19 protein-coding genes are annotated in these 22,000 nt (G+C 66.0%); 7 read left to right on the top strand and 12 right to left on the bottom strand.

Going from position 1 to position 22,000, the window contains the following annotated elements; genetic code table 11:
• Positions 1 to 7 precede the first annotated feature (7 nt).
• Both D9V32_RS12810 and D9V32_RS12805 read right to left on the bottom strand, forming a co-directional pair.
• On the bottom strand, positions 8 to 1,057 hold the full coding sequence (locus D9V32_RS12810) for a LacI family DNA-binding transcriptional regulator (RefSeq protein ID WP_121649310.1): 1,050 nt from the start codon (positions 1,055 to 1,057) through the stop codon (positions 8 to 10).
• A gap of 112 nt (positions 1,058 to 1,169) precedes the next feature.
• A complete protein-coding gene (locus tag D9V32_RS12805) occupies positions 1,170 to 2,003 on the bottom strand; it encodes an RraA family protein (RefSeq protein ID WP_121649309.1) in 834 nt (277 codons plus the stop codon).
• A gap of 289 nt (positions 2,004 to 2,292) precedes the next feature.
• Here D9V32_RS12805 and D9V32_RS12800 point away from each other — a divergent pair, with 289 nt between their 5' ends.
• The 4 genes from D9V32_RS12800 (at position 2,293) to purQ (ending at position 5,738) form a co-directional block, all read left to right on the top strand.
• Positions 2,293 to 3,198, top strand: a complete 906-nt coding sequence (locus D9V32_RS12800) for a phosphoribosylaminoimidazolesuccinocarboxamide synthase (protein WP_121649308.1) — start codon at positions 2,293 to 2,295, stop codon at positions 3,196 to 3,198.
• A gap of 116 nt (positions 3,199 to 3,314) precedes the next feature.
• On the top strand, positions 3,315 to 4,550 hold the full coding sequence (locus tag D9V32_RS12795) for an alpha/beta hydrolase fold domain-containing protein (protein WP_121649307.1): 1,236 nt from the start codon (positions 3,315 to 3,317) through the stop codon (positions 4,548 to 4,550).
• A gap of 232 nt (positions 4,551 to 4,782) precedes the next feature.
• Positions 4,783 to 5,040, top strand: coding sequence for a phosphoribosylformylglycinamidine synthase subunit PurS (gene purS, locus D9V32_RS12790; protein WP_121649340.1), 258 nt, complete (start codon positions 4,783 to 4,785; stop codon positions 5,038 to 5,040).
• Positions 5,037 to 5,738: a phosphoribosylformylglycinamidine synthase subunit PurQ gene (purQ, locus tag D9V32_RS12785; RefSeq protein ID WP_121649306.1), complete on the top strand. Its 702-nt coding sequence runs from the start codon at positions 5,037 to 5,039 to the stop codon at positions 5,736 to 5,738. The genes purS and purQ overlap by 4 nt, the downstream gene beginning before the upstream one ends.
• Positions 5,739 to 5,804: 66 nt before the next feature.
• Here the strand turns inward: purQ and D9V32_RS12780 are convergent, their stop codons facing one another.
• Together D9V32_RS12780 and araB are read right to left on the bottom strand one after the other, a co-directional pair.
• The gene (locus tag D9V32_RS12780; protein ID WP_121649305.1) at positions 5,805 to 6,509 is read right to left on the bottom strand and encodes an L-ribulose-5-phosphate 4-epimerase; all 705 of its coding nucleotides are present in this window, start codon (positions 6,507 to 6,509) and stop codon (positions 5,805 to 5,807) included.
• Positions 6,509 to 8,212, bottom strand: coding sequence for a ribulokinase (gene araB, locus D9V32_RS12775; RefSeq protein ID WP_121649304.1), 1,704 nt, complete (start codon positions 8,210 to 8,212; stop codon positions 6,509 to 6,511). Before araB ends, D9V32_RS12780 begins: the two co-directional genes overlap by 1 nt.
• A 187-nt stretch (positions 8,213 to 8,399) precedes the next feature.
• On the opposite strand from araB, the gene D9V32_RS12770 reads away from it, so the two are divergent.
• Positions 8,400 to 9,470 carry a LacI family DNA-binding transcriptional regulator gene (locus tag D9V32_RS12770; protein ID WP_121649303.1) on the top strand — a complete coding sequence of 357 codons (1,071 nt, stop codon included), beginning with the start codon at positions 8,400 to 8,402 and terminating at the stop codon, positions 9,468 to 9,470.
• A gap of 67 nt (positions 9,471 to 9,537) precedes the next feature.
• Here D9V32_RS12770 and D9V32_RS12765 read toward each other — a convergent pair whose 3' ends face one another.
• The 8 genes from D9V32_RS12765 to D9V32_RS12730 all read right to left on the bottom strand — a co-directional run bounded on the left by D9V32_RS12765 (position 9,538) and on the right by D9V32_RS12730 (position 18,991).
• Positions 9,538 to 10,719 carry a cupin domain-containing protein gene (locus D9V32_RS12765; protein WP_121649302.1) on the bottom strand — a complete coding sequence of 394 codons (1,182 nt, stop codon included), beginning with the start codon at positions 10,717 to 10,719 and terminating at the stop codon, positions 9,538 to 9,540.
• Between the two features lie 8 nt (positions 10,720 to 10,727).
• The gene (locus D9V32_RS12760; protein WP_121649301.1) at positions 10,728 to 11,786 is read right to left on the bottom strand and encodes a DUF4432 family protein; all 1,059 of its coding nucleotides are present in this window, start codon (positions 11,784 to 11,786) and stop codon (positions 10,728 to 10,730) included.
• Positions 11,787 to 11,820: 34 nt separating this feature from the next.
• On the bottom strand, positions 11,821 to 12,813 hold the full coding sequence (locus D9V32_RS12755; protein ID WP_121649300.1) for an ABC transporter permease: 993 nt from the start codon (positions 12,811 to 12,813) through the stop codon (positions 11,821 to 11,823).
• 4 nt (positions 12,814 to 12,817) lie between these two features.
• Positions 12,818 to 13,843: an ABC transporter permease gene (locus D9V32_RS12750; RefSeq protein WP_183086310.1), complete on the bottom strand. Its 1,026-nt coding sequence runs from the start codon at positions 13,841 to 13,843 to the stop codon at positions 12,818 to 12,820.
• A complete protein-coding gene (locus tag D9V32_RS12745; RefSeq protein ID WP_183086309.1) occupies positions 13,840 to 15,408 on the bottom strand; it encodes a sugar ABC transporter ATP-binding protein in 1,569 nt (522 codons plus the stop codon). Before D9V32_RS12745 ends, D9V32_RS12750 begins: the two co-directional genes overlap by 4 nt.
• A gap of 138 nt (positions 15,409 to 15,546) precedes the next feature.
• A complete protein-coding gene (locus tag D9V32_RS12740; protein WP_121649297.1) occupies positions 15,547 to 16,560 on the bottom strand; it encodes a substrate-binding domain-containing protein in 1,014 nt (337 codons plus the stop codon).
• 133 nt (positions 16,561 to 16,693) lie between these two features.
• Positions 16,694 to 17,746, bottom strand: coding sequence for a hypothetical protein (locus D9V32_RS12735; protein ID WP_121649296.1), 1,053 nt, complete (start codon positions 17,744 to 17,746; stop codon positions 16,694 to 16,696).
• Between the two features lie 159 nt (positions 17,747 to 17,905).
• Complete coding sequence (locus tag D9V32_RS12730; RefSeq protein WP_147440483.1) at positions 17,906 to 18,991, bottom strand: VanZ family protein; 1,086 nt, start codon at positions 18,989 to 18,991, stop codon at positions 17,906 to 17,908.
• A gap of 171 nt (positions 18,992 to 19,162) precedes the next feature.
• Between D9V32_RS12730 and D9V32_RS12725 the strand changes: the two genes are divergently transcribed.
• Both D9V32_RS12725 and purL read left to right on the top strand, forming a co-directional pair.
• Positions 19,163 to 19,435 (top strand): hypothetical protein, encoded by a 273-nt coding sequence (locus D9V32_RS12725; RefSeq protein WP_121649294.1) that lies wholly within the window; start codon positions 19,163 to 19,165, stop codon positions 19,433 to 19,435.
• 126 nt (positions 19,436 to 19,561) lie between these two features.
• Positions 19,562 to 21,934 (top strand): phosphoribosylformylglycinamidine synthase subunit PurL, encoded by a 2,373-nt coding sequence (purL, locus tag D9V32_RS12720; protein ID WP_121649293.1) that lies wholly within the window; start codon positions 19,562 to 19,564, stop codon positions 21,932 to 21,934.
• Positions 21,935 to 22,000: the final 66 nt, after the last annotated feature.

The raw sequence follows: 22,000 nt of genomic DNA, 5'->3' as shown, positions 1-22,000 counted from the left end.
CGGGCCGCTAGCCGGCGACGGGGGAGGTGGATTCGCGCACGATCAGCTTGGGGTCACCGAAGGGTCCGTACTCCTCCACGTCCTCACCCAGGATTCCCAGCAGACGGTTGGCGCAGCGCGCGCCCAGCCCCTCAATATCCTGGGAAACGGTGGTCAGCGCAGGGGTAAACCACTTACTGACATACAGATCGTCGTGGCCGACCACCGCGACGTCCTCGGGAATGCGTAGGCCGCGCGAGCGGATTGCCCGGCACCCGGCGAGCGCCATCTGGTCATTGTCGTAGAGAATCGCGGTGGGGCGCTGCCGCTGATTCAGCAGCTCCTCGGTCGCCGCAAAACCCTGTTCCGCGCTCGCGTTGGTGGGCTTGATTCCCACGAGGGATGCCCCCTGATCGGCGATGGCCTCCAGCAGCGTTTGCGTACGGAACATCACGTACGAGCGATCCGCCGGACCGGAAACATAGGCGACCCGGGTGTGCCCGCCCTCGACCACGTGCCCCACGGCCTCGTCCATGCCTCCACCCGGCGAGGTCGGCCCCTCCCAGGGCACATCCACTTCGGCCCAGGGCTTCGAAATAATCACCGCGGGGATGCCGAGCTCACGCACGAGCGCCAACCGGAAGTCATCCACCCGGGTCTCGGCCACGAGCACGCCATCGATGCGCTCGGACTGCACCAGCTCCCGGTATGCCTGAGCCTCATCCTCCGGGGTGTCATAGTGGCCGATGCGCAGCAGCAGCCAGTAACCATGCTTTGCGAGCACCGACTCGATACCCGAGAGCAACTCGGCGAAGAACGGGTCGGACGCCAGCAGATCGGGCGAACGGTTCAGCAGGAACGCAATCGTACGGGTGCCCTGGCTCGACAGCGCTACCGCCCGCGCCGAGGGCCGCCAACCGGCAGCCTCGGCTACCCGCAGGATGTGAGCGCGCGCCTTATCGGATATTCCCGGCTGATTGTTCATCGCCTTCGATACCGACCCCTTTGAATAGCCGGCGAGCTCCGCAACGTCTGAAATATTCACCCGGCGCACCGCACCGTCAATCGGCTTCACCATGTCTGTTTCCGGATGCCCCTCTGAGTCCTGAACCTATTCCGACGCCCCACCAGCGTCGATACTACCGCCCGGTCGAAGATCGGCGACCGGGAAGCGCCCGCGAAGCTACTGCTCAACGGGCGTTATCCGCAGAACCCTCGGCCAGCCACCGAGCGTAGTGCTCCTCGATTGCCTCGGGCCAGACCAGGACGTCAATCTCCGCCGTGGTATACACGCGCTCGGCAAGAACCTGCTTGGAGAAGATATCGCGATTGGTGATGTCGAGGGCGGTCACCGCGATCTCCTCCGCGTACTGCGGCGGAATGAAGGTCACCCCGGTGTCGGTGCCGAGCACGATATCCCCCGGAAGCACGGTCACACCGCCGATGCGGATCGGGGTGTTCATCCCGGAGAGCACGACCCCGCGAATCGGCGTCGGGTCGGCCGCACGATAGAAGAAGACCCCGTTATCGATCGCCGTCAGCCCTGGAAGATCGCGGACTCCCCCATCGATAACCGCCCCGGCACCGGTACGGCTCGCGATCGCGGTACCGAGGTTATCGCCGATCACCGTGCCCTCGGTGATCTTGCCAAAAATGTCGGTGACCATAACGTCACCGGGTTCCAGTGACTCGACGACCCACGAGTTCTGTCGCTCGCCGTCGTGGTGCCCTTCCCGGGCACCGGCGGTTACGACGGCCGCGTCAAAGTCCGCGCGATGCGGAAGAAACTGGGCGGTAACCGCGCGACCCACGAGATTGACTCCGGGCTTGGTCGTGCGCCAGCCACCGGCGAACTGGTGCGGATAACCGGCCGCATCCAGCACGTGCCACGCCTGCTCCGCGGTGATCGCGGATAGTGCGATGAGAACATCCTCGGAAACTCGTGGACGCCCATCCGCGCTTCGCTCACCCGTCCAGGCGGCGGTGAGATCGATGATGTCCTGAGCTGTGGGCTGAATTCGCATCGTAAATAACTCTTCCTTGAGTAATGAGCAACCGGTTTCGTATTTCTCATTAGGATACGCGCATTTCCCGGAGATCAGTGCCAGATTTTCCGAAAACTGGCGCATCTCGACATGTAAATGCGGCAATCTCGCACAGAAATAGTGAGTGTACCGGTTTCGTGAATCGCCCATGGCTCGCGCTTTCTCCTCGACAAGACACGCCAGATGCATTCCGAATCCTCGGCGAGCGCGAGCGGGTTTTGGTGGCGGCGCTGAGCGGATATCCAGCGCGGTTTTCCCACGCGGACGAATGCCCGATAATAGACCCGTGACCGAATATGCAGAGCTGCCCGGATGGACCCACTTCTACTCCGGGAAGGTGCGTGACCTCTACCGTCCCGCCGGCCTGCCCGAGGGCGCGCCGGCGCCGGAGATTCTGGTCGTCGCCAGCGACCGTGTGAGCGCGTTTGATCACGTCCTCTCCCCCGGCATTCCGGACAAGGGCGAGCTCCTCACGAGCCTCAGCAACTGGTGGTTCGAACGCCTCGACTTCGTCCCGAACCACCTGCTGCCCCTCGGCGACGACCTGCCGGCCCCGGTGGCCGCCCGCGCAATGCGTGCAAAGTCGCTCGATATGTTCCCGATTGAGGCCGTGGTACGCGGCTACCTCACCGGCTCCGGCTGGGCCGAGTATCAGGTGAGCCAGAGCGTCTGCGGCATCCCGCTGCCCGCCGGGCTGCAGAACGGCGACCGCCTCCCCGAACCGCTTTACACCCCGGCATTCAAGGCTCAACTGGGCGAGCACGATGAAAACATCACCTTCGAGCGCAGCATCGAGCTCGTAGGAATCGAGGACGCCACGGCCCTGCGCGACCTCTCCCTCGAAATCTTCCGCCGCGCCTCGACCATCGCCGAGGAGCGCGGTGTCATCCTCGCGGACACCAAGTTCGAGTTTGGCCGCGACCCCGAAACCGGTGCGATCACCATCGCCGATGAGGTCCTCACCTCGGACTCCTCCCGCTACTGGGACGCCGACATCTACGCCGCCGAAACCGACCCTGCCGCACGCATGGCGAGCTTCGACAAGCAGATCGTGCGCGACTGGCTCGCGGCCAACTGGGACAAGACCGGCACACCGCCCGAGCTGCCCCTCGACATTCGCGAGCGCACCGCCGCCCGCTACCGCGAACTCCTGGAGCGTCTGCGCGGCGCCTAGCCAAAGTTCCCGGACCGCCGCCGCGCACCGAGGTAGCGCGGCGAGCACCGGGGCTGTTGCCGGGCTCGCGTGATCGCTACCCTGGAGCACAGGACGCACCCAGGGGAGGGGCCCGCATGCCGATGGACCCGTATTTCGAGGATCAGCTTCGCGAGAATCGACGCGGAACCATCGCCGGTGTGCGCACCCGCATCGTCTCCGCGCTGCGGGCAGCCCCCGGCACGGCGCTCGCCGCCCTCGCGGCGCTGCCCGGGAGGATCCGCGCCGGCCGGCGAACTGCCGCACCTGCGACCGTGGCCGAACCGAGCTCTCTGGCCGCACCAGTTCTCCCAGCACCGGCCGAACCTGCACCGGCCTCACCAACCCCGGCCACACCGCCCCCGACCCGCACCTGGTCCGAGATCCCGCCCATCACCGCGCTCGAGGCATTCACCACGGCGAAGGCCCACCGGGTCGATCGTTACTCCCCCGCCGGGGAACAGCGCAACGCCCTGCTCTGGGATCGCAAGCTCCACGGCCGCGTCGGTCTCGATGGCCCCGAGCTCACCACGCGCGAGTTCGTGATCCCCACCTCCGGGTTCCCCGACGTGCGCGTGCGCCTCTACCTCCCCGATACTCCCGCACCCACCGGCGGATTTCCCGCGGTGCTGGCGTTTTTCGGCGGGGCCTTCCACGTGGGCGGGATCGACTACACGAGCGTCGATGCCGGATATCGCCGGCGCACCCGCGACAGCGGGGTCGCCCACGTCGCCGTGGACTATGCCCTCGCGCCCATCCATCGCTTCCCCACGCCGGTGGAGCAGGGCTACGCGGCTCTCGACTGGCTGGTCGCGCACGCGCCGGAACTCGGCCTCGACCCCGCTCGCCTGGGCATCACCGGTACATCCTCGGGCGGCAACATCGCGGCCGCACTCACGATTCTCAACCGCGAGCGTGCGCACCATCCGCTGCGCCTGCAGCTCCTCGAGGTGCCAAGCCTCGACCTCACCGGAAAGCACGTGGACTTCGCACCCCTCCGCGAGATGCGGGTACCGCGACTCCTGTTGGCGCGCGAGCTCCGCCGGATCCGCGGGCGCTACCTCGCCCACCCCGATCAGGCGCGCACCGCCCTGGCCTCACCGCTCCTCGCCCCCGACCTCGCCGGCCTCCCGCCCGCACACATTCTGACCGCCGAGTACGACACCCTGCGCGGCGACGGTGCCGCATATGCGCGGGCGCTCCGCCTTGCGGGGGTGCCCGCAAGCGCCATCCAGTTTGGCGGTGCCACCCACGACGCGATCATGTACACGGCGGCGGTGCCACTGGCCGAACACTGGCACCTGCACGCGGTCGCGATCCTCCGAACGCTCTAGCCCGGCGGCCACGCCGGGCATTACGGCCGTCGTGGCAACGCTACGAAGCGCACAAAAAGCGGGGGAAAACTGGCACCTCCGGAGCTCCGGGACGTCGGATTGTCAGGATGATCAGCCTCAAAATATCGCGGGATACCGCGGGGTGTCGCATCCGTTCAGGGGTGGAAAAAATCTTGCCCGCCGCACACTAGACTGAATGCGTATCCGCCCCCTGACTCACCGGGAGACACTGGTGCCAAAAATCATCGTAGAAGTTATGCCGAAGGCCGACCTGCTGGACCCGCAGGGCAAGGCCGTAGCCGGGGCACTCAGCCGCCTGGGCCACGACACCATCACCGACGTGCGCATCGGCAAGCGCTTCGAACTCACCGTCGAGGGCGAGGTCACCGAGCAGGTTCTCGCCGACGTCGCGACCCTCGCCGACGAGATCTTCTCCAACCAGGTCATCGAGGATGTCACCAGCATCCGCGTGGACGAGGCGCAGGCATGACCCACCGGATCGGTGTGGTCACCTTCCCCGGTTCGCTGGATGATCGTGACGCCCAGCGCGCGATCCGCATCGCGGGTGCCGAGCCGGTAGCGCTCTGGCACGCCGACCACGACCTGCAGGGCGTTGACGCCATCATCCTGCCCGGTGGTTTCAGCTACGGCGACTACCTCCGCGCCGGTGCCATCGCGGCCCGCGCCCCGATCATGACCGAGGTCATCTCGGCCGCAAACGCGGGCATGCCCGTGCTGGGTATCTGCAACGGCTTCCAGATGCTGACCGAGGCGCACCTGCTGCCCGGTGGCCTGATCCGCAACGAAAAGGGCAACTTTATTCGTCGCGATCAGGGCCTCATCGTGGAGTCCACCGACACCGCCTGGTCCAACGCCTTCACCCAGGGCCAGGAGATCGTCATCCCGCTGAAGAACGGCGAGGGTGGCTTCATCGCCTCAAACGAGGAGCTTGACCGTCTCGAGGGCGAGGGCCGCGTGGTCTTCCGCTACTCCGGCTCGAACCCCAACGGTTCGATGCGCGACATCGCCGGCATCAGCAACGCCGCCGGCAACGTGGTGGGCCTCATGCCCCACCCCGAGCACGCTGTGGAGCCCGGCTTCGGCCCGGACACCCAGAACGCCATGCGCTCCGGCACCGACGGCCTCGGCTTCTTCGCCTCGGCCCTCACCGCCCTGCTCGCGGTCTAGGCTCACAACACAAACGGCCCGGTGGCCCCGCAACAGCGGGGCCACCGGGCCGTTTGTGTGAATCGTCTAGAGCTGGCCCTCTGGGGCTTGGCCGTAGACGTTCTGATAGCGGTCAAACAGGGCGTCAATGTGTTCCTGGCGCAGGGGCACGAGCTCACCGCCGGAGCGGGCGATGTGCACGGTGCGCGCCACATCCTCAACCATGACCGCGGCCTTCACCGCATCACGCGCATTTTTCCCAATGGTGAACGGACCATGGTTGGCCATCAAAACCGCGCGGGAGCGGTGTCCGCGCAGGGTCTGCACGATGCCGCGCCCAATTGAGTCATCACCGATGATCGCGAACGGCCCCACGGGGATCTCCCCACCAAACTCATCCGCCATCGCGGTAATCACGCACGGGATCGGTTCCCCACGGGCGGCCCAGGCGGTCGCATACGTCGAGTGGGTGTGAACCACCCCGCCCACCTCGGGCATGTTGCGGTACACATAGGCGTGGGCGTCGGTATCGCTCGACGCCGCGGCCTCCGAACCGGGGATCCCTGGCACCGGGATGCCGTCAAGGGTGCACAGGATCATGTTTTCCGGACGGAGATCCTCGTAGTCAACGCCCGAGGGTTTGATCACAAAGAGGTCGGCACCCGGCACGCGGCCCGAAACGTTCCCTCCGGTCCACACCACGAGCTCGGAGCGGGTGAGCTCGCCATGGAGTGCGGCAACCTCGGCACGCACGTCCTCGATGGCGGCCCGAATTTCAGCGGTGAATTCCATTAGTTCTCCTCGGTGGATGTCCGGGTGGCGAGTGCTCCCGCACGCTTGAGTGCGCGCAGGCGGTGCATAACGTTGTTTCGTCCGCGCCCGAAGTAGTCATAGAGTTCCGCATACTCGGCATAGAGCAGGTCGTAGGCGTCGGCGGATTCCGGGTTCGGCTGATACACCGCATGGTTGAGCTTGCCCATGGCGCGACCCGCCTCCCGCACCGAGGCGTACGCACCGGCCGCGGCGGCCGCGTGAATGGCCGAACCGAGCGCGGGGCCCTGCTCACTCGCGATGGTCGAGATCGGCAGGCGCAGCACATCGCTGTAGGTCTGCATGAGGAACGGGTTCTTGAGCAGACCACCGGCCACGATGAACTCGGTCACCGGAACGCCCGCCCCCTCGAAGGCCTCCACGATCATCCGGGTGCCAAACGCGGTGGACTCCAGCAGGGCACGGTACCCCTCCTCGGCCTGAGTCGCGAGGGTCTGACCCAAGATCAACCCGGATACCTCGTGGTCCACGAGCACCGATCGGTTGCCCGATTGCCAGTCCAGCGCCACCAGGCCGTGCGCACCCACCTGGGCGGGAGCGGCGAGGTCGGTGAGGTACTGGTGGATGCTCTGGCCGGCCTCTTCCGCGGCAGCAAAGTAGCGCGCGGGCACCTGGTTCTTCACGTACCAGGCGAAGATGTCGCCCACACCGGACTGCCCGGCCTCATAACCGTAAAGGCCGTCGAGAATGCCACCGTCAACCACACCGCACATACCCGGCACCTCGGCGAGGACGTCGGAGTTCATCACGTGGCAGGTCGAGGTCCCCATGATCGCAACCATCTGCCCCGGAGCCACGGCCTGAGCGGCGGGTGCCGTCACGTGGGCGTCGACGTTCCCCACAGCCACGGCAATCCCTTCGGGCAGCCCCGTCCAGCCCGCGGCCTGCGCGCTCAGGGTGCCGGCGGCATCGCCCAGGCGGCCAATCGGATGCGCCACCTTGTCCAGGGCGAATCGCTCAAAGTCCGGGTTGAGACCGGCAAGGAACTCCGGGCTGGGGTACTCGCCGTCCTGCAGGATGCCCTTGTATCCGGCGGTGCAGGCGTTGCGGACATAGCGACCGCTCAGCTGCCAAACGATCCAGTCCGCCGCCTCGACCCAGTGGTCCATCCGTTCGTAGACGGCCGGATCGTTTTCCAGCAGCTCGAGACCCTTCGCGAACTCCCACTCACTCGAGATGAGTCCGCCATAGCGCGCGAGCCAGGATTCTCCACGCTCGGCAGCCAGTTCGTTGATGCGATCGGCCTGGGGCTGCGCCGCATGGTGACGCCACAGTTTGACGTAGGAGTGGGGGCGATCCTCAAATCCGGGAACCTCGTTGAGCGGGGTGCCATCGGCGAGGGTCGGAACCATCGTGCACGCGGTGAAATCGGTGCCGATACCGATGACCTGCGCGGGGTCAATGGCCGCGGCCCGCAGCGCGGCGGGGACGGCGATCTTGAGGACCTCCACGTAGTCCGCGGGCACCTGGAGCGCCCAATCCGGTGGCAGAGTGGCACCGGTGTGGACGAGCACGGTGTCCATTACCGCGTGGGGGTACTCGTGCACTGCGGACGCGATCTCCTGACCGTCGGAGACGCGCACCACGACGGCGCGGCCCGAGAGCGTGCCGTAGTCAACACCGATCACGTAGCGTTCGGTTTCCTGCTCTGTGTGCTTCGACATGACTTCCTTGTCTCGAATTGCCGGGGAAAACGCACCGGAGTGCGCTAGGCTTTGATACGTATCAATTACTATAGATGACGATTGACCGAGGGAGCAAAATCCACCCCGCACCGCCCCGCTCAGCCGCGGAGGCCCGCCGAGGCGATAGGATTCCCGCACGTCGACACTGCCAAGAAAGCACACACAGATGCCCTCCCAGCGCCCCGAGCGATCCACCACCAAGCGGGGTTCGGCGACCCGTTCCCGCCTCACCTCTCGGGATATCGCCCTCGCGGCCGGCGTCTCTCAGGCCACGGTCTCAAATGTGCTGAACCGCCCGGAAATCGTGGCGCCGGAAACCCTGAAGCGCGTCAATGACGTGATCGAGTCAATGAACTTCGTGGTGAACGACTCCGCGCGCACCCTGCGCGCCGGGCACTCACGCGCGCTCGGCGTCATCGCATTAGATCTCTCAAACCCCTTCTGGGGAGAAGTCACCCGCGGCATCGAGGCCACGGCTTCCCAGCTCGGCTACTCGGTGCTGCTCGGGTCCTCCGAGGAAAAGCTAGACAAGGAAACCCGTCTCCTCCGGCTGTTTGAGGAGAACCGTGTGGAGGGCATCCTGGTGTCCTCCGTGGACATCGGTTCGGAAACCCTGGCCACACTCTACGAGCATGGCATGAAGGTGGTCCTCCTCGATCAGCCCGACCCTGCCGGAACCTACAGCTCGGTCTCCCTCGACCAGGTACAGGGCGCGCGCCTGGCCGCGCAACACCTCCTGGAACAGGGGCATCGCCGCATTGCATTCATCAACATTCCGCACTCCGTGTCCTGGTCCCGGGACCGCCTCCAGGGGCTCTCCGAGGGCATCGCAGCCGCCGGCCTTGATCCTGCCGAGGTCATCACCGAGATCACGATTGAATCGATGACCGCGCACGCCGCCGAACCCGCGGTAGAGACGCTGCTCGCGGGCAGCCCGGATGTCACGGCCGTGCTCTGCGCCAACGATATGGTGGCCCTCGGCGTGCTCAAACAGCTCTCCGAGCGTGGGGTGACCGTGCCCCGTGACCTCTCGGTTGTGGGTTTCGACGACAGCTACTTTGCCTCGATGCTCTCCCCCGCCCTCACCACCGTGCGTCAGCACCCGTTTGAGCTGGGACAGACCGCAGCCGAGATGATCATCAAGGCCACCGACGGCGTGGTCCCCGAGTCGGTGCTGTTTGATCCGGAGCTGATCGTGCGACAGTCGGTACGCAACCTGACCTCCGCCGCAGGCTAGCGCCAGAACACCTGTTTCCGGCGCGAAAGGGGCCCCGCACCTGTCGGTGCGGGGCCCCATTCGGTTGCTAGGCGGCGCGGATTCCCGCATCCGGAGCGTCGTCGTTGATGTCGGGGCCAAAGAACTTGATCAGGAACAGTTCCTCGGTACCGGTGTTGACGATCTCGTGCTCACGCACGGCGGCCTCGTGCACCACGAGGAGCTCATCCTCGCCGAGCACCTCGCCGCGCACGGGTACCCCGCCCACGGTTCCCTCACCGCGCCACACCAGGATGTTGAACACGCCCTTTTCGATGTCGGTCACGCGGGCACCCGGGGCTAGGCGCAGGCGCTTGCCGCTGAACTTCTGCGTGCCACAGAAGATCCACGACTCGTCAACTCCGGGCTCGGTCTTGAACGGAACCGGGGCGATGTGGCGACGCGAATAGAACTCGGGGTCGCCGTTGGCCTCCCAGTCCACCCAGCGGAGGGCCGCGCGCTCGCCCAGCTCCTCGCGGTCGGTGTCCGAAATGTCCTTGTAGAGGAGGTCCTTACTGATGATCTCCCCGGCGTTCAGCGCCTGGAACATCGCCAGGGTGTCCGAGTCCTCCTGCAGCTCAATGGTGAGTGCGGTGCCCGGGGCGTGCAGAATGCCCGAGTCGATAAAGAAGCCCTCCTCGGCCACCTGCTGGTAGGCAAAGGCGTGCTTCAGGATCGCGTCGTCTTTCCACTCCTCCAGGTACGGAAGCAGGATCTCGCGATCCTGGTCACGCACGATATAGGGGTGCACACCGAAGAAGGTTTCCGGGTGCGCGCCCATGTCCACGCCCGGCGGGAAGTAGTAGGCCTCGTCCTTAGAGTTGCGCCCCACCTTGGCGGCCTCCGCGGTCGGCGGATGAATGTGGAAGGGAATGCGGGCACCGAAATCATAAATCTTCGCCAGGCGGCCGAGGCCGTCGTGCGTGCTCGCGTACTCTGCTCCCATGATCAGCTCGGGGGCCGCGGCGATGGCCTCCTCCAGGTTGATTCGGTCACCGGCCTCGGTGCGAATGTAGCTGACCCCCTCGTCGGCCGGGCCCTTCTTGTTGTCCGCGTGGGTCGTGGAGCCGAGCCAGCGCTCACAGATGAAGCCACGCTCACCCACGTTGTACTGCTCCTCGGTCAGGCCCAGACGACGCCCCGGCGGCAGCCAGTCACGCGCCACAAGCGCGGCGTCGAGCTTGAGAATGCCACCGTTTTCGGCGAGCGCGGCGGAGATCCGATCGTGCATGGGGTTCCTTACTTGTTGGGGGTGCTGCGCTCGGCAGCATCCGATGAATACACGCTGATGCGTGTGGAAAATTGGGTCTGTGCGCCGGGGTCCAGATCGTGCAGGTCACCGCGGGCGCGCGCGGCCGCACGGCCGTGATCGTCGTGACTCGAGGGTTCGAGTGCGAGCACGTTCATTCCGGCGCGGGGGTACTTCCACACCAGCAGGTGTGGAAGGGTGGCGGCATCCCAGTCGATCCCGATTCGTGCGGACCCGGTGACGGGGTCCACCAGCTCGACCCGGGGACGCTCGGCGTTCAGGCTCACCTGGAACACCTCCTCCCCAGCCCCCGGGGTGGGGGCGACGATGGTCCGCCAGTTTTCCTGGGTCGTGGCCGGGAGCGGGTCCCGGGAGCGTACCGGGGCGGTCATATCCGGGGTGAGCCGGATCTGGTCCCCGTCCCGTACGAGGGGGAAGCCCAGGTTGATGTGGTGGCGGAACATCACCGGTGCGGGGACCGTCCCGATATTGGTCACGGTGTCCTGGATGTCCAGCATGCCGGTCCCAACCACCGTGGAGATGGTGCGGTGAAGCTCCAGCCCCACACCGCCGAGCGTGGTCTCCCTCACTCGGCCGGAGATCTCCAGTACGAGGTCATCGCCCGCCCAGAAGCGCCGGGAGGTCACGTCCTGTGCGGGAATCGATCCGATCCGGCCGTGCAGCCCGTGGCTCTCCCCGGCGTCCTCCGAGGGCAGCCCGATTGAGGAGAGCCCGCACGTGCTGAGCAGCCCACCACCGAAGCCGCGCGCCCACCCGAAACCACCGGGTTCGGTGAGCCCAGGTGCCGCAAATCCGCGCGGCGAGTGCCAGGCCAGCGGAAGCCCGTCATGACTGGCCGCACCGAGATCGAGCCCGCGATCCGGCAGTACGTCCACCTGCAGTCCGCAGGCTGAGCGTAACTGGAGGACCCGGCTGCCTCGGGCGGGGCCATCGCTGAACTCCGCCGCGGTGATGCTCCCGAGTTGATCGAGATCGCCAACCCGGTCCAGCACGGTGGCGCGATCCAGGCGTTCTCCCCGCAGGATCATCGCGCACCGGCCGGCATCGCGCGGGCCGCCCCCATCACAGCGCGGCCGCGCCGCCGGGTACCGCGGTCGCACGACGACGACGGGCGCCCAGGGCGAGTGCGGCGATCAGAACCACACCCACGGCGATGTTCTGCCAGTAGGAGGGCACGCCGAGAAGGTTCAGCGAGGAGTTCATGGCGGAGAACAGGAACGCCGCGGTGAACGTTCCGAGCAGCGACCCGTTTCCTCCACGCAGCGAGGTACCGCCCACCACCGCGATGGCGATGGCCGAGAGCTCAATACCGATGGCCATCGTGCCATTGGCCGAAGAGAGCAGCGCCGAGAGGGTCACCGCGGCGATGGCGGTGAAGACTCCGGAGATTGCAAACGTGGTGATGATCACACGATCCACGCGGATACCGGCCATGCGGGAAGCCACCTCGCTACTGCCGATCGCGCGCATGTTTCGCCCGAGCGGGGTGTGCTGCAGGATGAACCAGCTGAGCACACACACCGCCACGAAAATCACAAAGGGGATCGGAAGTCCCAGCAGCGTACCGCTCCCGAGTGCGTGGTAGTGCGAGGAGGAGATCGGCTGAACGCGGCCGTTGGTGCTAATGAACGCGATCGCAAGGTACACGTTGAGCATGCCAAGGGTCGCAATAAACGCGGGGATCTTCAGCTTGGTCACCACGAGGCCGTTGATGGCACCGAGGACCGCACCCACGATCAGCGCAACCGCAACGGCCCCGCCAATGGTGGTGTACGGCAGCACCGCGGAGGCCGTGACCGCGCACACCGCGAGGAGACCGGCCACCGAGAGGTCGATCATTCCGGCGATGATGAGCAGGGTCATGCCACACGCGATCGCTCCGGCAAAGGAGGCCTGGGTGAGCATCGAGGCAATGTTTCCGCTTGAGCGGAAGTTGGGCTCGATTACGGCCATAATCACGACGGCAACAAGAACAATCAGCTGCAGACTGTACTTCGAGACCGCGGCGGAAACCGTCGTCCCGCGAGATGGGGCGGTTGAGGTAGAGGTAGTCATGTGGTTACGCACCCATCAATCGGTTCCGCTGGATGCGGCGGCGCAGCGTGTCCAGGGACAGCGCGAACAGCAGCAGGACACCCACGGCGAGGTACTGGTAGAAACTGGGGATGTTGAGGAGGTTTAGCGAGGAGGCGATCATCGCGAGCAGGACCGCGGCCACCAGGCTGCCGGGCATGTTGCCCGAACCGCCCAGCATGCTGGTTCCACCGAGCACCGCGATGGCGATGATCTGCAGCTCCAGACCGGTGCCGAGAGTGCCGTCGACAAAGCCGAGCTGGCTGGTGAGCAGCAAGCCGGCGAGGCCAGCGCACACCCCCACGATCACAAAGGACACCACGGTGACCCGTGAGACGTTGATGCCGCTCTCGGAGGCGGCGTCGGGGCGGCCGCCCACGGCGCAGACGTGTCGGCCAAACGGAGTGCGCTCCAGCACGATGTACATGACTGCGAGGATCGCGATGGCCAGGAGGAACGGGTAGGGGATGCCCAGCAACTTGCCGCTGGCGAACAGCCCGAAGTCCTTGTTTTCCACGAGGACCGAACCACCATCGGTGAAGACGAGCGCGGCACCGCGAGCGATACCCATGGTGCCGAGGGTGGCCACAAACGCGGGAACCTTCAGGTATGCAATGAGCACACCGTTGACGAGGCCGACCAGGGCCCCCACGATCAGTCCCACCACGATTCCGGGCAGAATTCCCATTTGGTTGACGGCGGTGGCGCACACCACGGCGCTCAGGGCCTGAATGGATCCTACCGAGAGGTCAAGACCGCGAAGCGCGATCACCAGGGTCATTCCATAGGCCACGATCGCGAGGATCGCGGCATTCACGAGCACGTTGCCTATGTTCGCGGCCGAGAGGAAGTTGGGCGCGAGAATGATTCCCAGCACCGCAACGATCACAAAGGGGATGAACACCCCGAAGCGTTCCAGGGCGGCCGCGGTGCGGGCAGCGCGATCCGCGGCCTGGGCGAGAGCGGCGCGCTGATCGGCGCTGCGCTGATCCGCACTAATCTGCGTGGTCAATTGGCCACCTCCTCGGAGGTCGATGCGGCACCAAGGCTCGCGGAATGGGTGATGCGCTGCCCAAGCGAGGCGGCGACGATGTTGTCCTCGGTGACGAGTTCGGGCGGCAGGGTGTCGAGGTGTGCGCCCGCGTAGAGCACGAGGCAGTCATCGCTGACCGCTGCGAGTTCGGCCGCTTCGGAGGAGCTGACCACGATGGCGACGCCATCTGCGGCCAGTTTGCGAATGAGCTGATAAATCTCCGCCTTCGCTCCCACGTCAACACCTCGGGTGGGCTCGTTCAGCAGGAGCACTCGGCACTGTGTGAGCACCGCGCGGCCAAACAGCACCTTCTGCTGATTACCACCGGAAAGCGCACCGATCAGGCGCTCGGGACGGTCAACGCGGATGCGCAGGCCCTCCTTCAGCTCGCCAAAGGTCTTGCGCTCCTCGCGGCGCCCAATGACCCAGCGGCGCGGGTCGAAGAGCCCGCGTTGTGGTTCGGAGATCACGGTGTTTTCAAGCACGCTGAGGTGGGGCAGAATGCCCTCAGCCTTGCGATCCTCGCCGAGCATGAAAATGCCCGAGCCTATGGCTCCCGCGGGCGAGGAGGTGTCCACGCGCGCGTCCCCCACGCGCACCGCACCCGACTGCACCCGCTGGGCACCAAAAATCGCCTTCAGGAGTTCCGCGCGCCCGGACCCCACGAGCCCGGCCACGCCGAGGATCTGCCCTGGCCGTACCCCGAACGAGATCGGCTGGGAGATTCCCGCGGTGCGCAGGTCGGTGACCTCGAGTACCGCCGCATCATCGGGGTTCCAGCCGCGCTCGTGAGAGTCTCGGGACTCGGCCTCGAGTGCCTTGCCCAGCATGAGCTCAACGAGCTCGGGCTCCTGCACACCCTCCATCGAGATATCGGCCACAACCTGACCGTCGCGGAGCACGGTTGCGGTGGAGGCGAGGCGCAGCACCTCGGGCAGACGGTGCGAGACGTAGAGGATTGCGGCTCCGCGATCCCGCAGCTTCTCGACCATCGCGAGGAGTTTCTGCACCTCGGCCTCATTCAGCGCCGCGGTGGGCTCATCCATGATGAGGACCTGGAAGTCGCGCGAGAGAGCACGGGTGATTTCCACGAGCTGCTGGTCGGCAACGGTCAACGAGTCGATGCGACGACCGGGACTGATGTCGAGTCCCAGCTGGTCGAGGAGTTCACGCGCGCGCTCGGTCTGCTCGCGACGGCTGATGAGCCCGCCGCGGGTCAGTTCATGCCCCAGGAAGATGTTTTCGGCGACGGTCATCTGCGGGACCAGGCGGAACTCCTGGCTCACAACCGAAATGCCGGCGTTCTGGGAGTCGAGGCTACCGGAGAAGACCACGGGAGCACCGTTGACGTGCAGCTCACCCGATGTGGGGGCCTGCAAGCCGCCGATGATCTTAATCATGGTGCTCTTACCTGCACCGTTCTCCCCCAGCAGCGCCCGAATTTCTCCGGGTCTGAGGGTGAGTGTGGCGTCCTTCAAGGCGGTCACACCGGGGTAGCTCTTGGTGATCTGTCGCACCTCGAGAATCGGGGGTTTGGTGGACAAAACACGCCTCCTTTCGCTGGGGCAATGTTGGGGAATTGTGGTGCGCAAAACGCGGGCGAACGTGCGGCTAGAACGATCGTCCGGGTTCGGTGATCACCGGGTCGCGGGGAGGCCGCGACCCGGTGCGTGCGGGGCTACTTAGCCCTGCTTGGCACGCTCGGCGCGGAACGACTCCAGGTTGTCCGAATTCACAACGGTCACCGGGAACTCGATGACGCGCTTTTCGGCATTGCTGAAGCCGGCGTCCTTACCATCGAGGAGGGCGATCGCGGTCTTTACCGCCAGGCGGCCCTGACCGTAGGGGTCCTGGGCGATGGTGGCGGACTGCTCACCGGACTTGATGAGGTCGAGCGAGGGGTCGTCACCGTTGAATCCCACGAGGACAAAGCCCGAGGAGAGCGACTTACCAGCGGCCTGAAGCGCACGTGCAGCACCCTGAGCGGAGGGGTCGTTTGCCGCGTAGATAGCGTCCAGATCGGGGTTTGCGGCGAGCATGTCCTGCGCGGCCTTGAAACCGCCCTCGACGGTGTCATTGCCGTCAAGGCTGGCAACGATTTCGAAGTCCTTGTTCTTGGCGATCTCGTCCTTGAATCCGCCCACGCGGTCGTCACCCACGGCGGAGCCGGAGTGCAGTTCGATGACGCCGACCTTCTTGGTCCCCGACTTGGCGGCAAGCTTGGACTCGATCTCCTTGGCCGCGAGGGCACCACCGGCACGGTTGTCGCTCAGGATGAAGGCGTCATAGTCGCCCTCGGCACCGATGTCGGCGACGATGATCGGGATCTTGGCGTTGTGAGCGGCGGTGATGGTCGCGGGCAGCGCCGGCGGCTGGACCGGGGTGATGATCAGGGCGCTGATGCCCTGGTTGATGAGGTCGGCGCTGCCGGAGACCTGGTTCTGCTCCGAGCTCTTCTGGTCGGCCACAACGATTTCGATCTTCTGAGCGGCACCCTCGTCCTTGATGCCCTTGGTGTACGCCTGCCAGTACGGCGACTGCAGGTCATAGGTGGAGTACCCGATCTTCAGCGGGTTCTTCTTCTCAAACGTGACCTGTGCGCCCGAGGTGCCGGGTTCGTCGGCTCCGCTGGCGCAACCGGTGAGTGCAAGCGCGGCCGCCGCGATCGAGGCGATGAGTACTCGACGTGCTTTCATTTCCTTCTCCTTTGAAGTGCGAGGTATGGTGCGAACGGCTGCCTGAGTGAGCCTCGCCCGATTAGTTTATACGTATAAATTGATACGTATCAACCTGCGCTGAAACTTTTCTCTCCGCCAGGGTGCGCGCACCCTATTCAGCCACGGGGAAAACCGCCGTCGATTGCTGCCGACGCGCGATCATCGCGGCGCGCACGGTCGCTCCCGCCGTCGACAGCAGCGACAGCAGGAGCAGGAGACCGAGTGCCCGCATTCCGGTTACCGCGATGGGCGTGGGTGGCGGGAACCCCGCCCCGGCCACGCCGGAGGCCGCACGTACCACCACGCTCGGCACGTATCGCAGGGCCGAGACGGGGAGGAACCCCGCGGTGACGCCCACCCGCACCACCGCATCCGCCACCACGACAACCACGCCGACGATGACCAGGGCGAGGGGCCGCGAAAACCGCAGTACCGCGCCGAGGCCGGCCCCGGTCACGACCAGCAGGCCGCTCGCCAGCACCATCCGGGCACCCAGCACGAGGGTGTGCTCTTCGGTCAGCCCCAGGGACGCCCCAAAAATCGTGAGCACAACCGCCGATCCCAGCACGCCGGCGACCAGGAGAACCGCACCCAGCACCACGCCCGCGCCGCCGGCGACCAGGGCACGCGCACAGGCCACCACCACCGGATCCGCGGCACCGCTCACTCGATCAGCTACCCGAGCCGACCGCCAGCGCGCACGGATTGTCGCCGCGCGACGCTCGACGGCGCGCTCGGCACCCGCGCGGCGAAGCATCGCCATATCGGCACCGCTGCCACGTCGAGGAGCAGGGCCGGGCCCAGCGTGTGCCTGATGGTATGCGGGAGCGGCAGCGGCAGCGGCGACCGCCTCCGCGTGGCGCGGCACCGACGGGCCGCGCGGCGACCCGATCACCACACCCCACACCAGCGCGGGGAGCGCGGCGATGCCGGCGCCAGCCAGGTAGAGGGATCTCACCACGTTCGGATCATCGAGCCGGAGATCGGCCGGGGCCGGGGCATCGAGTGCGATCACCCCACCCATCAGGGCCGGAACGATGGCAGCGATACTCGCCCCCAGTGCACTCAGCCCGAGCACCCAGCGCGCGGCCCGAGAGTGCCATACCCGAGCCGATTCAGCTCGCAGTACCCGCGCCAGTGAGCGATCCGACCATACCTCCGACATGCGCGTCCCTCCGCGAAATTAGTCCCCGGGTCAAGAGTGCGGGCTGCGACGCCTCGCCGCAAGTACGCCCGGCACCGCACATGGGTTCCCCAGAATACTCACATCGTTTCCGGGGATTTCGAGTACGGAGAAGTTCTCACCGGCGCAGCACCACGAGCACTACGCAGAAGGGCGTACGGCACCGTCAACAATCAACCGCGCATCGGCCACCGAGCTTCCGGCAATAGCGTCCGCGAGGCCGCGGCGGTCCCGGGTTGCGAAGACCCCGATGACGGTGGCGATCACGAAGAATGGCAGGATTACCTCGGTCACCGAGTTCTGAATCGTGGTGAGTGCCACGTACCCGCCAAGGCCAAAGATGAAGCGCAGCAGGCGTGAGAAGAAGGCCGGAACGCGCCCGTAAATGGGCCCCAGGAGCACCGCGGCCTCACCGATGGTGACCCCGGAGAACATCACCGTGAGGAACTGGATGGCTACCGGAATGAGCCCGATGAGGAGATCCGACTGCGGATCCGACACGATGTCCACCCCGGATTCGCCCAGCACCGTTGCGCGATAGAACCGTACGGCAATGATCAGTCCGGAGCCGAGGAGCCAGAGGAACAGCAGGTCACACAGCATGCTGAGGAACCGTCGCCCCATGGTCAGCGGGCGAGGTGCACGCTGCTCCACCTCCTCGCGGCGGGCGAAGCCCACGAAGACAAACGCGAAGATGGATCCGAGGAATGCGCCCAGGGTGTTGGTCATCAGGTCGTTGACGTCAAACACCCGGTAGGGGCGCGGGAACAGGCCCCAGACCGCGGTGAGCTGGGTGGTCTCCACCAGCAGCGACAGCGCGAATCCGGAGAGCGTTGCGATGAAGAAGCCCCGGCGGAACAGCGTACGGATCAGGAATCCGAGCGGCATGAACAGCACCACGTTGAGCGAGACCTGGAGGAATGCCTTATTGTGCAGGAGTTCCTGAATGCTGCCGTGCGCGTAGTGCTTGATATCGCGGAGGCTCGCCGTCACGTCGAACGAGGGCCGCGTGGCCGGATAGTCCGCGTTGCTCGGAACCGGAAGCAGCGTGTAGCACCAGATAGCGATGATGTAGATGAGGAGTGCGAGCCACCCGACGCTGCGCCAGAAGGTGAGCCCGCCTCGGCGTCGATAGCTGGCCGCGATAAACGGAATCATCAGCACGACGGCGAGGCCGGAACCGGTGGCAATCGCTATCAGGGCGGGGGTCAGCATGTCATCGTTCACCCCGGAACACTAGCATCGGGACCGGGGCGTTGCGGCCCAAAAACCCGTATGTTGCACCGCTCGGATGACCCGGATCAGCCCACGGTAGGCCACCAATAACCCCCCGACTGATTCCTCGCGGGCACCCGCGTAACCCTCGACTTTTGGTGCCGGCAGGCGTAGATTCGCCCTATGGGTACAACGTGGCACCCCGCCGATCGGGGGATTATTACGGTCCTGGTGATCCTGGCGATTCCCGCGCTCCTGGGAATCCTGGCACCGGCGGCCCTCATTGCGCTGCCCTCGGCCGCGGGCGAGAGCGCCTCGCAGCTCGCCGAGACCGGCGCATCGGGCCTCCTTCCCATCATTGTCATCGCCGCGATCCTCATCATCGCGGGTGTGGCCCTCGCCCTGTTCCGGGCACGAAGTGCACGCAAAAAGGGCGAGTCCGCGAACGGCGGATAGCGGTCCTCCACAGCACCGAGCATGCATCGTCCGGTCGCTCGAAAAAGCACCGGCGGGGAGCGGCGTGTCGCACCGGTTTGGTCATGCGTTCGCGACGGTGATTTACACCCTCCGACACCCTCTAGGATGGGAGTTGTCCGGCACCAGCTGCTTCGAGGAGAAACCGTACCCGTGACCGCTATTCCCCCCACCGTAGAGAACCAGGCCGCGTCAGCCGCGGCCGCCGAGGCCGATACCGTGGCCAACGCGATCGCCACCCCGGAACGCGAGCAGCCGTATGCGGCCCTCGGTCTGACCGAGGGCGAATACCTCAAGATTCGTGAAATCCTCGGCCGCCGCCCCACCTCGGGCGAGCTGGCCATGTATTCGGTCATGTGGAGCGAGCACTGCTCCTACAAGTCGAGCAAGAACTACCTCCGGAAGTTTGGCAAGAAGGTCACCCCGGAGATGACCAAGAACCTCATGGTCGGCATGGGCGAGAACGCCGGTGTGGTTGACATTGGCCAGGGCTGGGCGGTGACCTTCAAGGTCGAGTCGCACAACAGCCCGAGCTACGTGGAGCCCTTCCAGGGTGCCGCGACCGGCGTCGGCGGCATCGTCCGCGACATCATCTCGATGGGCGCTCGCCCGGTAGCCGTGATGGACCAGCTGCGCTTCGGTGACATCGACCACCCCGACACCGCGCGCGTTCTGCACGGTGTGACCGGTGGCATCTCCTTCTACGGCAACTGCCTGGGCCTGCCCAACATCGGTGGCGAGACCGTGTTTGACCCGATCTACCAGGGCAACCCGCTGGTCAACGCCCTCGCCGTGGGTGTGCTGCGGCACGAAGACCTGCACCTGGCCAACGCCTCGGGTGTGGGCAACAAGGTTGTGCTGTTTGGTGCCCGTACCGGTGCCGATGGCATCGGTGGTGCCTCGATCCTCTCCTCGGTTGCCTTTGAGGAGGACGGCCCCTCCAAGCGTCCCGCCGTTCAGGTGGGCGACCCCTTCGCCGAGAAGGTACTCATCGAGTGCTGCCTCGAAATGTACCGCGATGAGCTGGTTGAGGGCATCCAGGACCTCGGTGCCGCGGGTATCTCCTGCGCCACGAGCGAGCTGGCCGCAAACGGAGACGGCGGCATGTTCGTCGAGCTGAGCAACACCCTGCTGCGCAACCCGAACCTGACCCCCGAGGAAATCCTCATGTCGGAGTCGCAGGAGCGCATGATGGCCGTGGTCACCCCCGAGAAGCTCGACGCCTTCCTGGCCGTCGCGGCCAAGTGGGACGTGGAGACCTCGGTGATGGGTGAGGTGACCGACACCGGCCGCCTGATCATCAACTGGCACGGCGAGGAAATCGTCAACGTGGACCCCAGCACCGTCGCGGTGGATGGCCCGGTCTACGACCGTCCGGTTGCCTACCCGACCTGGCTCGACGCCCTGCGCGCCGACCGCGGCGAGGCCCTGCCCCGCGCAACCGAGGGCACCGAGCTGCGCGAGCAGTTCCTCTCGATCGTGGCATCGCCCAATCAGGCCGATAAGTCCTGGATCACCGACCAGTACGACTACTACGTGCTCGGCAACACCGCGCTGTCCTTCCCCGATGACGGCGGCATGATCCGCGTCGACGAGGAGACCGGCCTGGGTATCGCCATCGCGACCGACGCCAACGGCCGGTTCTGCCAGCTGGATCCGCGTCAGGGTGCAAAGCTCGCCCTGGCCGAGGCCTACCGCAACGTGGCCGTGACCGGTGCCGTTCCGGCCGCCGTGACCGACTGCCTCAACTTCGGCTCCCCCGAGAACCCCGAGGTCATGTGGCAGTTCTCGGAGGCCGTTGACGGTCTCTCGGACGCCTGCCTCGAGCTCGGCATCCCGGTCACCGGTGGAAACGTCTCGTTCTACAACCAGACAGGTGACACCCCGATCTTCCCGACCCCCGTGGTCGGTGTGCTCGGCGTGATCGACAACGTCGCGGACCGCACCCCGAGTGGATGGCAGGACGACGGCGAGAACCTCTACCTCCTGGGCATCACCCGCGAGGAGCTCTCCGGTTCGGCCTGGGCTGGCACCGTGCACAACCACCTCGGCGGAACCCCGCCCGAGGTCGACCTGCCCGGCGAGATCGTCCTGGGTGAGCTGCTGCGTGCGGCCTCGGCCGAAGGCCTCGTCAGCGCCGCTCACGACCTCGCCGATGGTGGTCTCGCACAGACCCTCGCCGAGGGCGTTCTGCGCTTCGGCGTGGGTGCCCGCATCTGGCTGGGCGACATCATCGAGCGTGACGGCGTAGACGCCACCACCGCGCTGTTCTCCGAGTCGACCGGCCGCGTGCTGGTCTCGGTTCGCCGCGAGGACGACGTTCGCTTCCGCGGACTGTGCGAGGGCCGCGGCTACCCGGTGCAGCGCATCGGTGTGACCGACGCCTCCTCGAACACCCTCGAGGTACAGGACGTCTTCACCGTGGGCCTCGACGAGCTGCGCACCGCACACGTCGACACCCTGCCCAAGCGCTTCGCATAGCGGTGAGGCGGTACGGCAGTGGGCCGGGCACTTCGGTGCCCGGCCCACTGCCGTTTATTGCGTGAC

The sequence above is a fragment of the Mycetocola tolaasinivorans genome, assembly GCF_003667565.1.
Classification (GTDB): Bacteria; Actinomycetota; Actinomycetes; order Actinomycetales; family Microbacteriaceae; genus Mycetocola; species Mycetocola tolaasinivorans.
Note: the sequence above shows the minus strand (reverse complement) of the source record. Positions and strands in the feature narration are given on the sequence as shown.

Coding starts and splice junctions, on each gene's coding strand:
- D9V32_RS12800 (WP_121649308.1), top strand. CDS start 2,293: ATGCCCGATAATAGACCCGTGACCGAATATGCAGAGCTGCCCGGATGG.
- D9V32_RS12735 (WP_121649296.1), bottom strand. CDS start 17,746: ATGTCGGAGGTATGGTCGGATCGCTCACTGGCGCGGGTACTGCGAGCT.
- purQ (WP_121649306.1), top strand. CDS start 5,037: ATGACCCACCGGATCGGTGTGGTCACCTTCCCCGGTTCGCTGGATGAT.
- D9V32_RS12780 (WP_121649305.1), bottom strand. CDS start 6,509: ATGGAATTCACCGCTGAAATTCGGGCCGCCATCGAGGACGTGCGTGCC.
- araB (WP_121649304.1), bottom strand. CDS start 8,212: ATGTCGAAGCACACAGAGCAGGAAACCGAACGCTACGTGATCGGTGTT.
- D9V32_RS12810 (WP_121649310.1), bottom strand. CDS start 1,057: ATGGTGAAGCCGATTGACGGTGCGGTGCGCCGGGTGAATATTTCAGAC.
- D9V32_RS12725 (WP_121649294.1), top strand. CDS start 19,163: ATGGGTACAACGTGGCACCCCGCCGATCGGGGGATTATTACGGTCCTG.
- D9V32_RS12795 (WP_121649307.1), top strand. CDS start 3,315: ATGCCGATGGACCCGTATTTCGAGGATCAGCTTCGCGAGAATCGACGC.
- D9V32_RS12805 (WP_121649309.1), bottom strand. CDS start 2,003: ATGCGAATTCAGCCCACAGCTCAGGACATCATCGATCTCACCGCCGCC.
- D9V32_RS12755 (WP_121649300.1), bottom strand. CDS start 12,813: ATGACTACCTCTACCTCAACCGCCCCATCTCGCGGGACGACGGTTTCC.
- D9V32_RS12765 (WP_121649302.1), bottom strand. CDS start 10,719: ATGCACGATCGGATCTCCGCCGCGCTCGCCGAAAACGGTGGCATTCTC.
- D9V32_RS12760 (WP_121649301.1), bottom strand. CDS start 11,786: ATGATCCTGCGGGGAGAACGCCTGGATCGCGCCACCGTGCTGGACCGG.
- D9V32_RS12740 (WP_121649297.1), bottom strand. CDS start 16,560: ATGAAAGCACGTCGAGTACTCATCGCCTCGATCGCGGCGGCCGCGCTT.
- D9V32_RS12770 (WP_121649303.1), top strand. CDS start 8,400: ATGCCCTCCCAGCGCCCCGAGCGATCCACCACCAAGCGGGGTTCGGCG.
- purL (WP_121649293.1), top strand. CDS start 19,562: ATGGGAGTTGTCCGGCACCAGCTGCTTCGAGGAGAAACCGTACCCGTG.